The organism is Pseudomonas spirodelae (assembly GCF_034653255.1).
Taxonomy (GTDB): Bacteria; Pseudomonadota; Gammaproteobacteria; order Pseudomonadales; family Pseudomonadaceae; genus Aquipseudomonas; species Aquipseudomonas spirodelae.
The window spans coordinates 42020-54537 of sequence record NZ_JAYEET010000005.1 but is presented as its reverse complement, the minus strand read 5'-3'; the positions used below and the strand labels follow the sequence as shown (position 1 = coordinate 54537).

Here is a 12518-nt window from a genome sequence, read left to right as displayed (position 1 = left end):
TAGGGGAGACAGGGGTGGTAACACCGCAGTACTACTTCGGTATGAAGGCCCATATCGGCGTGGACGTCGAGTCCGGCCTGGTGCACAGCGTGGTGGGCACGGCGGCCAACGTGGCGGATATCACCCAAGTCGACAAGCTGTTGCACGGTGAGGAAAACATGGTGGGAGCCGATGCGGGCTATACCGGTGTCGAAAAGCGTCCGGAGCATGATGGCCGGAAGGTTATTTGGCAGGTGGCGGCACGCCGCAGCACCTACAAGAAACTGGGCAAGCGCAGCGCTCTATACAAAGCCAAGCGCAAAATCGAGAAGGCCAAGGCGCAGGTTCGGGCCAAGGTCGAACACCCATTCAGAGTGATCAAGCGCCAGTTCGGTTATGTGAAGACGCGGTTCCGTGGCCTGGCGAAGAACACGGCGCAACTGGTGACACTGTTCGCGCTGTCGAATCTGTGGATGGCGCGCAGACATTTACTGACGAATGCGGGAGAGGTGCGCCTGTAATGCGGGGAATGGCTGCCGCGAGGTGCTTGCGGCGGCTAAAAACACAGAAATAAGCGGGTGATCTGATCGCTTTTGATCGATTTGCCGCTTTCAAAATCGGCGGAGGCTGAAGTTAGCCAGAAATACATGACTACTTCAGACCATCCTTAAGCACAAAGCGAAACTGCCCGTCACTGCTATTAGTCAACTCATACCAGCCAGCCATATGCATCTCCGTTATTTAGATTGCTAATGTGCGTGAAGAGTGTAGTCGAAAGAATAGGGCAGGGCGGCGGATAGCAATGATGATCGTCGTGATCGATTGAACGCTTGGCCCCTGCTGCGCGAACTACAGAATGGTCAGGGCGGTAAACCCACAGCAGGCGGATATACGAATGCACCACGCTGACGAAAGGGTTAGGAAAGCTTTGCTCACTTTTTGTGGGGAGAGTTCATATAAGTTGTTATGTGTTTTAATTGAATTTAGGCCAGCGGTTGTAGCCTACATCCGGATTGTTTGACTGAAACTGCTTAATGAACTTGGCCTCTTTTTTTGCAAGCTGGGAATCACTGCAGCTTGCTGACTCCCATAATATTTCTTTTCTAACCGTATAGTCTTTCTGCGTTTCAATAGGGAGTTTGCGGAAGTCTTCGTTCACAATATTTATATCTGGACTTCCAAAATATCTGAAGCTTTCATATGCCACTTTACCGATATAAATTTTATTGGTGGCTAGATATGTAATTTTATATATTTGTTTCATCTGCGCGCATAACTCGGATAGGCACATAACTATTAAGTAGGCGACACGTATGTCGCGAAACGTATCGCATAAGCTTCCTATCTGTCAGCTAAGCCCTTGTCTCGCTTGAGTGCTGTCGTGATAAACGCGACAGCACTCAGGGAGAAGCGTGACATGGGGGACGGCAAGCCTAAGCGGCTGGATCAAGTGCGCCAGCCAATTCGTGTACGAAGCTATTCCATCCACATTGAGGCTGTCTACGCCGAGTAGGCAAAGCGCTTTATTTGTTACCACCGTTATCGGCATTTGGCAGCGATGGGGCGGTGGAAGGTGAGGTGTGTGTAGCGGCGAGAAACATCGCTGTTTCTCGCCGCGAACAGCATCACTGCGTTTGGCTTAGTCCGCGCGTGGCTGCAGTACCAGCTGGCTGCGACTATTGGCCTTGATCGCATCTAGGTCGAGGTGCATGGGTACGTACTCACCGCGCATATAGCGCTCGGCTTGGTCTTTGTAGTGCTTATCGAACAGCACGCCGCTTTGCCCGACCGGGTTGATGCCCAAGGCGCTGCTGGCGTCGGCCATATCGATCAGGCGGCGGGTCGAGGGGCCGTAGACCACGGACCAGGGCGCCGGGCCGATGGGTTGCGAGAGGTTGTTCGGTGTTTCATGGCCGCCCGGTGCGGCAAAGGGCCCAACGTTGAACAGCGTATCCAGCGGCTTTTGCTGGCCCAGCGGGTGGCTGTGGGTGAGGGTGTGCACGTTGCCCCAGGCCCATGTGCTCGCGTCATTGCCGAGGGTGCTGCGCAGGTGGGCGAGGCTGGCTTGCCAGGCGGCCTTGACGGTATCGGCGCGGCTTTCCACGGCGTCGCTGCCGCGTTTGTCCCACCACGGCGATGTGGCGTCGCTGGCCAGGCGCGGCAGGGCGCTGTCGAGTACGCGGGTTTGCAGCAGCGTGGCGAAAAAGGCCTCGCTCAGCTCGTCGGCCATGGCCTCAACCGTCAGCTGATATACCAGTTGGTTGAACAGCGTGGCGGCCGTGGCGTCGAGGGTGTGCTGGCCATCCCAGCCCAGCAGTTGCTCGACCAGCGCTTGCTCTTCGGCATCGCCTGCGGCGGCGCGCAGGTCGGCGGCCAGCGGCGTGAGCAGGCGTTGTGGGTAGCCGGTGCCGGGTTCCAGTTGCAGCGCCTGGCTGTTGTTCAGGTCCCATTTCACGCTGTTATCGCTGAGGCGCTGATTCAGGCGTTGGCCGCGGTCGGGCAGGTTGTAGTAGCCGGGAATCGCCATGCCGGTGGGCGACACGGGCTGGTAGTTGGCCGAGACGATATAGCCGCGCGCGGGGTTCTCTTCTTGCGGGTTGGCGCTGAAGGGGAAGTAGCCGTCTTTCTCCGCTTCACCGCTGGCGCCGTCGAGGATAAAGCTCGGGTTGACCCCGGCTGGGCGACGCGGCAGTTTCGCCGCAGCCCACCAGCCAATGTCCCCGCTGGCATTGGCCCAGACAATGTTCAGGCCTGGCGACTCGATGTTTTCCACGGCGGCGCGTGCCGTATCCAGGCTGTTGGCACGGTTGAGCTGATAAAAGCCGTCGAGGATCGGGTTGTCGGTTTCGAGGAACGCCCACCACATGGCAATCGGTGTGCTGCCGGCGGTTTCACCCAGGGCGCTGTTGATGATCGGCCCGTGCGGCGAGCGGCGAATGGTCAGGCTGACCGGTTCGGCATCCTTGACGCTGATCTGCTCTTCGCGGCTTTGCAGGTCGACCCACTGGCCGCGGTACCAGACCTGATTGGGGTTGTCCGGGTTGGTTTTTTCGGCGATCAGGTCGAGGTCATCGTTCTGGAACATGGTGATGCTCCAGGCAAATTCGTTGTTATGCCCCAGCGAAGCCACCGGGTTGAGCGCCTGGTGGTGACCGTACAGGCTGAAACCCGGGTAGCTGAGGTTGGCCTCGTACCACACCGACGGCACGGCGAAGCGAATATGCGGGTCGCCGGCCAATAGCGGTTTGCCGCTGGCCGTGCGGCTGCCGGATACAGCCCAGGCATTACTGCCTTCAAACTGCGGCAGGCCGGCTTCTTCCAAGGCGGCGAGGCTCAGCTCGGCGATGGCGTTCAGATCCTGCCAGTCGCCAGCGGCCAGTTGTTGCCCCACCACGCCCTGCGGGTGCCAGTCGAGGTCGAAGACCTTGAGGTAGTCCGCGCCCAGCTGATCGCGGATATGCGTCAGCACCGGTTCTGTGCGAAACGCCGCGGCGAAGCTGTAGGCCATATAGCCTGCAACGCTGAGGGTGTCGGCGGTGGTGAAGGGGCGTTTGTCGATGCCCAGAACATCGAACTCAATCGGCGCCGGATGGTTGGCCTGGTATTGGTTGATGCCGTCGAGGTAAGCCTGCAGCGCTTTGCTCGCCGTGGCGCTCATGTCCATCTTCGCGGCGTAACGGTCGGCATGTTCACGAATGCCCAGGGTGCGGAACAGGCGGTCGGTGTCGACCAGTTTGCTGCCGAGAATTTCCGCCAGCTCGCCCCGCGCCAGGCGGCGCAGAATTTCCATCTGGAACAAGCGGTCCTGGGCGTGCACATAACCCAGGGCGCGGTACATATCGGCTTCATTCTGCGCCTGAATGTGCGGCACGCCGCGCTCGTCGTAATCCACCGTGACTGCCGCCTGCAGGGCGCTCAGCTGCAGCTCGCCGGCACGTTGCGGCTGCTTGCTGTCGATGTACCAGTAAGCGCCGCCAGCAGTGGCGGCGACGATAACGGCCAGGGCGGTCAGGGTGCGTTTCATTGGGTGTTCCTTGTTTTATAGGTTTTATCAGCGCTGCCATTGTGCGGGCTGCCGGGTGCGCAGGCATTGACCAAATAGAGCTGGAGTGAAAGTCTTTGGTCAATTGATGGGGTTTATATGAAGCACGATCCGCACAACAGCATTGCCAGCATGTTGACCCACTCCTCGACCCTGCGCCGCCTGCTCTATGAGGCCTTGGCCGCGCTCGGCCTCGACCCAACTGACACCTACCGGCAGGCCTATCAGGGTGTGGTCTTGGCGCCGCCACTGCTCAATGCCCGTGAAGACCACGACAATGCCCCGCGCTTCTGGCAGGCGCTGGAAGGTATCAGCGGTGATGTGGATATTGGCCTGCACCTGGGCGAGACCATGCAGCCGCGGCCGATGGATGTGGTCGGCTACCTGCTGCTGGCCAGCCGTGACCTGGGGCAGGCGTTGGAGAGCTTTGTGCGCTTTCAGCACATTCTCTCCGGTGGCTTTGCCGCGCGTTTGGAGCTGGAGGGTGAGCAGGCGCGGCTGATTGTTGACCTCAATTACCGTGGCGTTGGCTCGCTGCGCCAGCAGATGGAGTGCCTGGCGTTGCTGCTGCAGAAGATGCTGGCGAGCATTAATAACGACGGCAGTTTTCATCTGTCGGGGCTGGATTTTCGCCATCCCGCGCCGTGTCGGCTAAGTGAGCACCGGCGCTTGTTTGGCCTGCTGCCGCGCTTTGCCCAGGCCCACGATGCGCTGATTTTTCCGCGTGCCTGGCTGGGCCGGCCGTCACGCAGCGCCAACCCCAGGCTGTTTGCGGTGCTGTGGGCGCAGGCTGAAGTGGAGTTGGCGGAGTTGCAGGAGAACCAGTTACTCAATCGCGTGCGCTACTGGCTGGAGGTCAACCTGGGGGTGCAGCTGTGTGTGCTGGCACATTGCGCCAAGGCCCTTGGATTTAGCGCGGGGGCGTTGCAGCGGGCGCTGGCTGAGCAACAGCAGAGCTTTCGCCAACTGCACGATGAAGTGCGCCGCCTGCGCGCGCAAAGCCTGCTGGAGCAAGGGCTAGCCATTCGTGAAGTGGCCCGCGCCTGCGGCTTTGCCGAGTTGTCGCCGTTCTACCGCGCCTTCCGCCGCTGGCAGGGCGACACGCCGCAGGCCTATCGCGTATTAGCGACTGACGCGGAAGCGCCCGCTCAAACGGCTCAAGCGCTGCGCTAGCTGGCTGAGTTGCTGGCCATCGTTACTCAGCCTTTGCGCATCGGCGAGGGCTTCTTCGGCCACTTGCTGCACGCTGTGCAGGTGCTGGCTGACTTCCGCGCTGGTGGCGGCTTGCTCGTGGGTGGCGGCGGCGATCAGCTCGTTCATTTGGGTGATGGCGTTGATGTCTTGGGCCACGTTGCCGAGCAACTCGGCGGTCGCCTGGCTGTCCTGCACACAGCTGCGCACGCTGTCGCGACTTTCCTGCATGGCGGCGGCCGCTTGGCGGCTACCTTGTTGCAGGCCGCTGATGATTTGTTGGATTTCAGCGGTAGACAGCGCGGTTTTTTGCGCCAGGTTACGCACCTCGTCCGCTACCACGGCAAAGCCACGGCCATGCTCGCCAGCGCGTGCGGCTTCAATCGCTGCGTTGAGGGCGAGCAGGTTGGTTTGGTCGGCAATCGAACGGATCACTTCCAGCACCTTGCCGATTTGCTCGGACTGCGCAGCCAGCGCCTTCACCTCGGTCTCAGTGACGTCGATTTGTGTGGCCAGTTTGCCGATCTCGCTGCGCACATGGTTGACCGACCGGCTGCCCTCGGCGGCTTGCTGGTTGGCGGTTTGGGCGGCGGTGGCGGCGCCATCGGCATGCCCGGCGACCTCATCAATAGCGGTGCTCATCTGCAGCATGGCTGAGCTCATGTAGATGATTTCACCTTGCTGCTTGTCTGCGCCGGTGCGCAGTTGGTCGGTGGCTTGCAGCAGGCTGTCCCCCATGCGTTGCAGGCCTTGGGTGTCTTTGATCACTTCACCGACCAGCTCATCAAGGGTGTCGAGAAAGTGGTTGAAGCCTTTGCTCACTTTGCCCTGGGCGCTGCTGCGGTAGCTGAGGTCGACCTCGTCATCGTTCTCAGTGAGTTTTTCGGCGGCTTGCATCAGCGCAGCACTTTCAACGGCTTCCGAGTGTGTCTGCACGGCGAGATAGATCAGAATTGCGCTTTCCACCACCACATACAGCGCATGCAGGAAGATGATCGGCCAGCTGCCATTCGGCAGTACCGTGACATCAACACCGCGTGCTTGCAGGGCGTAGAAGCTCAGGTGATGCACGGCAATCACCAGGGCTGCGACCACAATCGGCAGCCAGTCGCGGTAGTACACCAGAACGGCCAGCAGCACGAAGATGCCGAAGTGCATTTCCAGCATGCCGCCCGCCTGGTTGATGTGCAGCGCTGACATCACCATAAACGCTGCGCCCATCACGCAGCGCAGCAGGCGTTGGCCGCTGATCAGCTGGTTAAGCACACTCACCACCGCCGCCGTGCCGCCACCCACCAACAGTGCCTGGCCCCAGGTGCCATGCCAGGCCGCGAGCCCGAGCGAGAAGAGAACCATCAGCCAGAGCACACCCAACATGATGCGATCCGCTTTACGGTAGTGCTGCTGCAGTGGGGAAAGGCTGTTAGGCATGGCGAGAGACTCGAAAGGTTGCGTTGCCGTCGTGATGGGCTGGTAACCGTCACGTGGTGATGTGCTTTTTTAAACGTAATACTTGTACATTATATTAGCTTTGTACAATCCTTGTTGAGAATTTACAGGCCTCGTATTGAGCAAGCGATGGGCCTTACAACCCCTATATCGACAAATTCAGTCTAGGCATGAACGCGGGTCTGTGCGTTTTTGCAGCGGCGCCGACGACTGGCTCCGTCGGCAGTACCTGCATCCGGCAGCCAGTATCAGAGGGATTGCCGGCGTCAGTTGTCCTGCCAGTCGCAGAAGCAGCCGAGCGCCAGGGTATTGCTGGCATTCACCGCGCGGCCTTCGATCAGGGCCTCAAGAATGGGTTCGATAAAGCTGTTGCTGGAGGTGCAGGTGGCCCCTTCACTGTAGGGGCCAAAGTAGGCCAGTTGGCCGTTGCGGTCCCAAACAGCCACCGCCGGGCTGGCCGGAATCTGATCGCTGCCAGGCAGTGCGGCCAGTGGCTGCAGAGCGCTCAGGGTGCTCGGCAGTTGGCCTTTAGTGTTGGGCTTTTGTACGGCATAAAAGCTCACGCCTTGCGAGCCAAAACGCTCGGTTAAATCGGCCAGGTGCTGCTGGTTGCCGATATTGCACGGGCAGGTTGGGTCCCAGAAGTGCACCAGGCGGATCGGCCCAGGGCCGGCCAGTTCGTCCGGTAGGCGCAGTTGTTCACCATAGAACAGGGCGGTCTGGTCGCTGAAGCTGCGCAGGTAGCGCGCCTCGTACCACCAGTAGGCAACAAGCATGGCGGCGGCCCAGAGCAGAATCAGCAGGCTGGCGAGTAGGGTGTTACGCGAGGGTAGGGTCATGAGCAGTCTTCGTTAAACAGGCGTGCAGCTTGCCATGGCTGGCGCGACAGCAGAATATCGGCCACCGGATAAAGCCGTTCCAGATGCCCTGCGAGTGCCCCTGTGTGATTGTTGGAAGCCCCATGCCAGAGCCGTTTCAGCCGCAAAACCTGATTGCCAGTCTGCGACCCTTGGCCGCAGCGCATTCGCTGTCGTCAGCGGAGCAGGCGTATCGGCAGTTCTATGGCTTCAGCGATGCGTTGGCTACACGCACCTGCATGGGTTGGTTGCAGGCGGGGGGCTATCAGATTGCCGCGCAAGCGTGGTGGCCAGAGCAGCCGCGCGCCACTCTGCTGCTGCTGCACGGTTATTACGATCATGTGGGCCTGTATCGGCATGTGATCGAGTGGGCGCTGGGGCAAGACTTTGCCGTGCTCGCCTGCGACCTGCCAGGGCATGGCTTATCCAGCGGTGCGCGCGCCAGCATTGGCGACTTTGCTGAGTATCAGGCGGTGTTGCGTGCGCTGCTGGCCGCTGCTGCTGAGCTGGCTTTGCCACAGCCCTGGCACCTGTGTGGGCAGAGCACCGGTGGGGCGATCCTGATTGACTACCTGCTGACGGGTGAGCCTGTCGCGCAAATTGGCGAAACCATCCTGCTGGCCCCGCTGGTGCGTCCGCGTGCCTGGGGTTGGTCGCAGCTGAGCTACCGGGTGATGCGCCACTTCGTCAGCGAGATCCCCCGGCGCTTTAGCGTTAACTCCAGCGATGCGGCGTTTATCGAGTTCGTCCATCACCACGACCCGTTGCAGCCGCGCAATTTGCCGACCGCCTGGGTTGGGGCGCTGAGCCGCTGGGTGCCGCACATTGAGGCCGCGCCGCGCAGTAAGCGCAGCCCGTTGATCGTGCAGGGGGAAGCGGACATGACCGTGGCTTGGCGGCATAACCTCAAGGTGCTACAGGACAAGTTCGCCGCGCCGCAGATCCTGCGCCTGCCCGAAGCGGGCCACCACCTGGCTAATGAAGCGCCGGCCTTGCGCCAGCGCTATTTCGACTTTCTCAGCCAGCGGCTGGGCTAGATACCGCTTTGTGCCGGGGCCAGGTTAGCGGTGCTCTGGCCAACGGCCAGGCCGTTGCGGATGGCGGCCAGGGCGGCCTGGTAATAGGCCTTGCCGGCGTCTGACTGGGCAAAGCTGACAAACTCCTCCAGCTCGGCATCACTCAGCTCACGGTAAACGTGCAGCAGGGTGTTATCCAGGTCGGCGCCGATTTGTTCCATCAGGCGCTGACGTTGACTGTTGAGCAGGACCTGCGCGCTGTCGCCACCGAGCAAGCCAGGGAGCATCTGGCTCAGGCTGTCGGCGGCCACGCCAGCGAGTGCCAGGCTGACTTCGGCACCGGCCTCTTTGGCGGGCAGAGCCTGAGCCAGATGACGGATCTGTAGGCGTCGGGTGGCGCTGGCGTCGCTGCGCGGCAGGCCGTTGGCGTAGCGCGCCAGTTGGTCGCTGCGGGTGGCGAGCAGTTCGGCATCGACAATCTTGCGGCCCACGGGCGACTGGAAAAACTGCAAGGCGGCGGTGGGTTGTTCGAGGTTCTGACGCAAGCCCTGTTGCGCGCGCTGATCCACGGCGGCAGCGGCAAAGCGCTGGTTGCTGTTATTCACCAACGCCTGATGCACCGCCGGCGGCAAGCTGCTGCGGTAGCGTTCCTGGGCGGCCTGCAAGGCGTCGCTGAAGTGCATGCGCTGCTGCGGCCAGCCGGCTGCCTGATACAGCTGCAGGTAATCATCCGCCAGGGCGGGTAGGCTCAGCAGCAGGGTTAGAACAACGGCAAGGGCGCGCATAGTGACTCCATTCGTGGGGCGGCTATTTTCGGTGTGCATTAAGAGCTTGTCGAGGTCAGTCAGCGGGCTGCTAGAATCGCAAACCTGTATCTAGGCAGGTACTCATTCCTTCGGGGCGATCCTTGAACACCTGCTCATCTAACGACCTCAACGCCCGTGTGGCGCGCATTATCGATGACTTGGCCGAACGTGGCTGGTCACTGCAAACACACTTCATTGCCCCCACTCTGACCCTTGAACTGGCCGAAGAGTGCCGTAAACGTGCGGCCGCCGGCTTATTGGTGCGGGCTGGCGTCGGTCGCAGCGCCCTGGCAGTGATCAACGAAGGGCTACGCGGTGACCATATTCAGTGGTTGGAGGCCGGGCAAAACCCCGCCTGTGATCAATACCTGGCGCTGATGGACGGCCTGCGCCAAGCGCTTAATCAGGCGCTGTATCTCGGGCTGGAAGATTTTGAAAGCCACTTTGCCCTGTATCCGCCGGGGGCTTATTACAAAAGGCACCTGGACCGTTTTCGTGATGATGACCGTCGTGCAGTGTCGGTGGTGTTTTATCTGAATGAGCAATGGCAGGCTGAGCAGGGCGGTGAGTTGCGCCTGCATTTAGCCGACGGCAGCCACCATGATGTATTGCCTGTGGCGGGCAGCCTGCTGGTATTTCTCTCGGCAGAGATGCCCCATGAAGTGCTGCCGGCAACCCGCGAGCGGTTGTCACTGACCGGCTGGCTGCGTCGCCGGGGTAGCGGGCCACTGTAACCGGCAGGGCGAGAGGGTGTTATGCAGAAAATTCTGGTGAGTCGCTGCCTGTTGGGCCAGCGTGTGCGCTATGACGGCGGCGCCCATGGCCCGTTTAGCCTGCTGGAACGTTGGCAGGCACAAGGCCGGGTCGTGCCGCTGTGCCCGGAAGTGGCTGGCGGCCTGCCAACCCCACGCCCACCTGCGGAAATTGCCGACGGTCAGGGCGTGCATGTGCTGGATGGGCGGATACCCGTGCTGACGGTGGAGGGCGACGATGTCAGCGCCGCCTTTATTACCGGGGCCAAACAGGCGCTGGCCTTGGTCGCTCAGCATGGGATTCACATCGCGCTACTGAAGGCGCGCAGCCCTTCGTGCGGTAACCGCGAGAACTACGACGGCACGTTTAGCGGCACCAAGGTGGCCGGTGAGGGCGTCACTGCGGCCGCTCTGCGGCGCATAGGTGTGCAGGTGTTCAGCGAAGAAGAGTTGCCCGCTGCCGAGGCCGCGTTATTGGCGTTGGAGCACGGCGCCGGCGGAACAATCGAGGCGGGCTAGGGTCGACTTCAGCAACATTCACCTGAAGGAGTCACTATGAAAGCCTTAATGATTAGCGCCGGCCTGTGCGCCACCCTGCTCGGCGCCGCGTCGTCGGCCTGGGCAGAGATGCCACGCAGCGCTGCGCCAGCGGATGCCGCGGTGTATTTCATTGAGCCGGCAGACGGCGCCACAGTCGATCAGACCTTCACCGTTAAGTTTGGCCTCAAGGGCATGGGCGTAGCCCCGGCGGGTGTCGATGTGCCGCACACCGGCCACCATCACCTGCTGGTTGACCTCAAGCAGGCGCCGGCCATGGATCAGCCCTTGCCGATGACCGACAACGTGCGGCACTTCGGTAAAGGCCAAACCGAAACCGAGCTGACCCTGGCGCCTGGTAAGCACATGCTGCAACTGCTGGTTGGCGACAAGAACCACGTGCCGCTGAATCCATCGGTGATGTCCGAGACGATCAGCGTGACGGTGAAGTAAGTCGCGCGCCACGCAAGAAAAAGGGAAGCCGAAGCTTCCCTTTTTTGTTGTCACAGCCTTTAGAAATTATTTCGGATCTAGCGAGCTAGAGCGAGACAAGGCAGAAATGGCCGAGGGCGCGGAGTTTACTGGCTGTAAATGAGCAGCCCGAGGCCATTTCTAACGCCGTATCGCCGACGCGCAGCAGATCGTGAACAAATTCTTAGAACAGGACGCGGCTACGGATGGTGCCATTCACGTGCTGCAACTTCTCCAGCGCCAGGTCGGAGTACTCGGCGTCGACGTCGATCACCACGTAACCAACCTTGGCATTGGTCTGCAGGAACTGGCCGGAGATGTTGATGCCATTTTCGGCGAACACGTTGTTGATCTCGCTCATTACGCCCGGCACGTTCTGGTGAATGTGCAACAGGCGGTGCTTGCCTGGGTGAGCCGGTAGAGCCACTTCAGGGAAGTTGACCGAAGACACCGAGGTGCCGTTGTCGCTGTACTTGACCAGCTTCTCGGCCACTTCCAGGCCGATGTTGGCCTGTGCTTCGGCGGTCGAGCCACCGATGTGCGGGGTCAGGATCACGCGATCCAGGCCACGCAGCGGGCTTTCGAACTCTTCGTCGTTGGACTTCGGTTCGACGGGGAACACGTCAATCGCGGCGCCAATCAGGTGCTCGTCCTTGATCGCTTCGGCCAGGGCTTCCAGCACCACCACGGTACCGCGTGCGGCGTTGATCAGGATGCCGCCCTTTTTGATGGCGCGAATTTCTTTCTCGCCGATCATCCACTTGGTGCTTTCGATCTCAGGCACGTGCAAGGAGACGATGTCGCTCATGCCCAGCAGCTCGGTGAGGTTGCCGATTTGAGTGGCGTTACCCAGTGGCAATTTGGTCAGCGGGTCGTAGAAAAACACCTGCATGCCCAGAGACTCGGCGAGTACCGAGAGCTGCGTGCCAATCGAACCGTAGCCGACGATGCCGAGCTTTTTGCCGCGGATCTCGAAGGAGTTAGCCGCCGATTTGATCCAGCCGCCGCGGTGGCAGGAGGCGTTCTTCTCAGGGATGCCGCGCAGCAGCAGGATCGCTTGGGCCAATACCAGCTCAGCGACCGAGCGGGTGTTCGAATACGGTGCGTTGAATACGGCGATGCCGCGCTCGCGGGCTGCATCCAGGTTGACCTGGTTGGTGCCGATGCAGAAGCAGCCTACGGCGACCAGACGCTTGGCGCAGTCGAAGACTTCTTCAGTCAGCTGAGTGCGCGAACGGATACCAATAAAGTGCGCGTCGGCGATCTTTTCTTTCAGCTCGTCGTCGGAGAGTGCGCCCTTGAGGTACTCGATGTTGGTGTAACCAGCGGCCTTCAGGGTGTCCACTGCATTCTGGTGGACGCCTTCAAGAAGAAGGAACTTGATCTTGCTCTTGTCGAGAGAGGTCTTGCTCATCGGA

Annotated in this window: 12 protein-coding genes; 6 read left to right on the top strand and 6 right to left on the bottom strand. The window is 60.7% G+C overall.

The annotated features are described in order from the left end of the window. On the top strand, window positions 1-500 hold a 500-nt coding region (locus tag SOP97_RS02520), incomplete at its 5' end, for an IS5 family transposase (protein ID WP_322948121.1). A 452-nt stretch (window positions 501-952) separates the two neighbouring features. Here the strand turns inward: SOP97_RS02520 and SOP97_RS02515 are convergent. Both SOP97_RS02515 and SOP97_RS02510 read right to left on the bottom strand, forming a co-directional pair. Continuing rightward, window positions 953-1243 (bottom strand): GIY-YIG nuclease family protein, encoded by a 291-nt coding sequence (locus tag SOP97_RS02515; protein ID WP_322948120.1) that lies wholly within the window; start codon window positions 1241-1243, stop codon window positions 953-955. A 375-nt stretch (window positions 1244-1618) separates the two neighbouring features. After that, window positions 1619-4003, bottom strand: a complete 2385-nt coding sequence (locus SOP97_RS02510; protein ID WP_322948119.1) for a penicillin acylase family protein — start codon at window positions 4001-4003, stop codon at window positions 1619-1621. 117 nt (window positions 4004-4120) lie between these two features. On the opposite strand from SOP97_RS02510, the gene SOP97_RS02505 reads away from it, so the two are divergent. Beyond that, window positions 4121-5194, top strand: a complete 1074-nt coding sequence (locus tag SOP97_RS02505) for an AraC family transcriptional regulator (RefSeq protein WP_322948118.1) — start codon at window positions 4121-4123, stop codon at window positions 5192-5194. Here the strand turns inward: SOP97_RS02505 and SOP97_RS02500 are convergent. Then, the gene (locus SOP97_RS02500; RefSeq protein ID WP_322948117.1) at window positions 5144-6643 is read right to left on the bottom strand and encodes a methyl-accepting chemotaxis protein; all 1500 of its coding nucleotides are present in this window, start codon (window positions 6641-6643) and stop codon (window positions 5144-5146) included. The genes SOP97_RS02505 and SOP97_RS02500 overlap by 51 nt on opposite strands. A 284-nt stretch (window positions 6644-6927) precedes the next feature. Next, entirely contained in the window at window positions 6928-7500 is a 573-nt protein-coding gene (locus SOP97_RS02495; protein ID WP_322948116.1) for a DUF6436 domain-containing protein, read from the bottom strand. 122 nt (window positions 7501-7622) lie between these two features. Between SOP97_RS02495 and bipL the strand changes: the two genes are divergently transcribed. Beyond that, complete coding sequence (gene bipL / locus SOP97_RS02490) at window positions 7623-8555, top strand: phospholipase BipL (protein ID WP_322948115.1); 933 nt, start codon at window positions 7623-7625, stop codon at window positions 8553-8555. On the opposite strand, the gene SOP97_RS02485 is transcribed toward bipL, so the two are convergent. Continuing rightward, a complete protein-coding gene (locus SOP97_RS02485; protein ID WP_322948114.1) occupies window positions 8552-9319 on the bottom strand; it encodes a hypothetical protein in 768 nt (255 codons plus the stop codon). The two genes, bipL and SOP97_RS02485, sit on opposite strands and share 4 nt — an antisense overlap. A gap of 122 nt (window positions 9320-9441) precedes the next feature. Between SOP97_RS02485 and SOP97_RS02480 the strand changes: the two genes are divergently transcribed. The 3 genes from SOP97_RS02480 to SOP97_RS02470 are packed head-to-tail and all read left to right on the top strand — an operon-like array spanning window position 9442 to window position 11082. Further along, complete coding sequence (locus tag SOP97_RS02480; protein ID WP_322948113.1) at window positions 9442-10074, top strand: 2OG-Fe(II) oxygenase; 633 nt, start codon at window positions 9442-9444, stop codon at window positions 10072-10074. 21 nt (window positions 10075-10095) lie between these two features. Then, window positions 10096-10611 carry a 2-thiouracil desulfurase family protein gene (locus SOP97_RS02475; protein ID WP_322948112.1) on the top strand — a complete coding sequence of 172 codons (516 nt, stop codon included), beginning with the start codon at window positions 10096-10098 and terminating at the stop codon, window positions 10609-10611. A gap of 36 nt (window positions 10612-10647) precedes the next feature. Then, complete coding sequence (locus tag SOP97_RS02470; RefSeq protein WP_322948111.1) at window positions 10648-11082, top strand: DUF4399 domain-containing protein; 435 nt, start codon at window positions 10648-10650, stop codon at window positions 11080-11082. Between the two features lie 202 nt (window positions 11083-11284). Here the strand turns inward: SOP97_RS02470 and serA are convergent, their stop codons facing one another. Beyond that, a complete protein-coding gene (serA, locus tag SOP97_RS02465; RefSeq protein ID WP_322948110.1) occupies window positions 11285-12514 on the bottom strand; it encodes a phosphoglycerate dehydrogenase in 1230 nt (409 codons plus the stop codon). Between the last annotated feature and the right edge of the window lie 4 nt (window positions 12515-12518).

What these genes read in the sequence shown, in the direction of transcription:
- SOP97_RS02515 (WP_322948120.1), bottom strand. Translation starts at nt 1,243, where the DNA reads ATGAAACAAATATATAAAATTACATATCTAGCCACCAATAAAATTTAT.
- SOP97_RS02510 (WP_322948119.1), bottom strand. Translation starts at nt 4,003, where the DNA reads ATGAAACGCACCCTGACCGCCCTGGCCGTTATCGTCGCCGCCACTGCT.
- SOP97_RS02505 (WP_322948118.1), top strand. Translation starts at nt 4,121, where the DNA reads ATGAAGCACGATCCGCACAACAGCATTGCCAGCATGTTGACCCACTCC.
- SOP97_RS02500 (WP_322948117.1), bottom strand. Translation starts at nt 6,643, where the DNA reads ATGCCTAACAGCCTTTCCCCACTGCAGCAGCACTACCGTAAAGCGGAT.
- SOP97_RS02495 (WP_322948116.1), bottom strand. Translation starts at nt 7,500, where the DNA reads ATGACCCTACCCTCGCGTAACACCCTACTCGCCAGCCTGCTGATTCTG.
- bipL (WP_322948115.1), top strand. Translation starts at nt 7,623, where the DNA reads ATGCCAGAGCCGTTTCAGCCGCAAAACCTGATTGCCAGTCTGCGACCC.
- SOP97_RS02485 (WP_322948114.1), bottom strand. Translation starts at nt 9,319, where the DNA reads ATGCGCGCCCTTGCCGTTGTTCTAACCCTGCTGCTGAGCCTACCCGCC.
- SOP97_RS02475 (WP_322948112.1), top strand. Translation starts at nt 10,096, where the DNA reads ATGCAGAAAATTCTGGTGAGTCGCTGCCTGTTGGGCCAGCGTGTGCGC.
- SOP97_RS02470 (WP_322948111.1), top strand. Translation starts at nt 10,648, where the DNA reads ATGAAAGCCTTAATGATTAGCGCCGGCCTGTGCGCCACCCTGCTCGGC.
- serA (WP_322948110.1), bottom strand. Translation starts at nt 12,514, where the DNA reads ATGAGCAAGACCTCTCTCGACAAGAGCAAGATCAAGTTCCTTCTTCTT.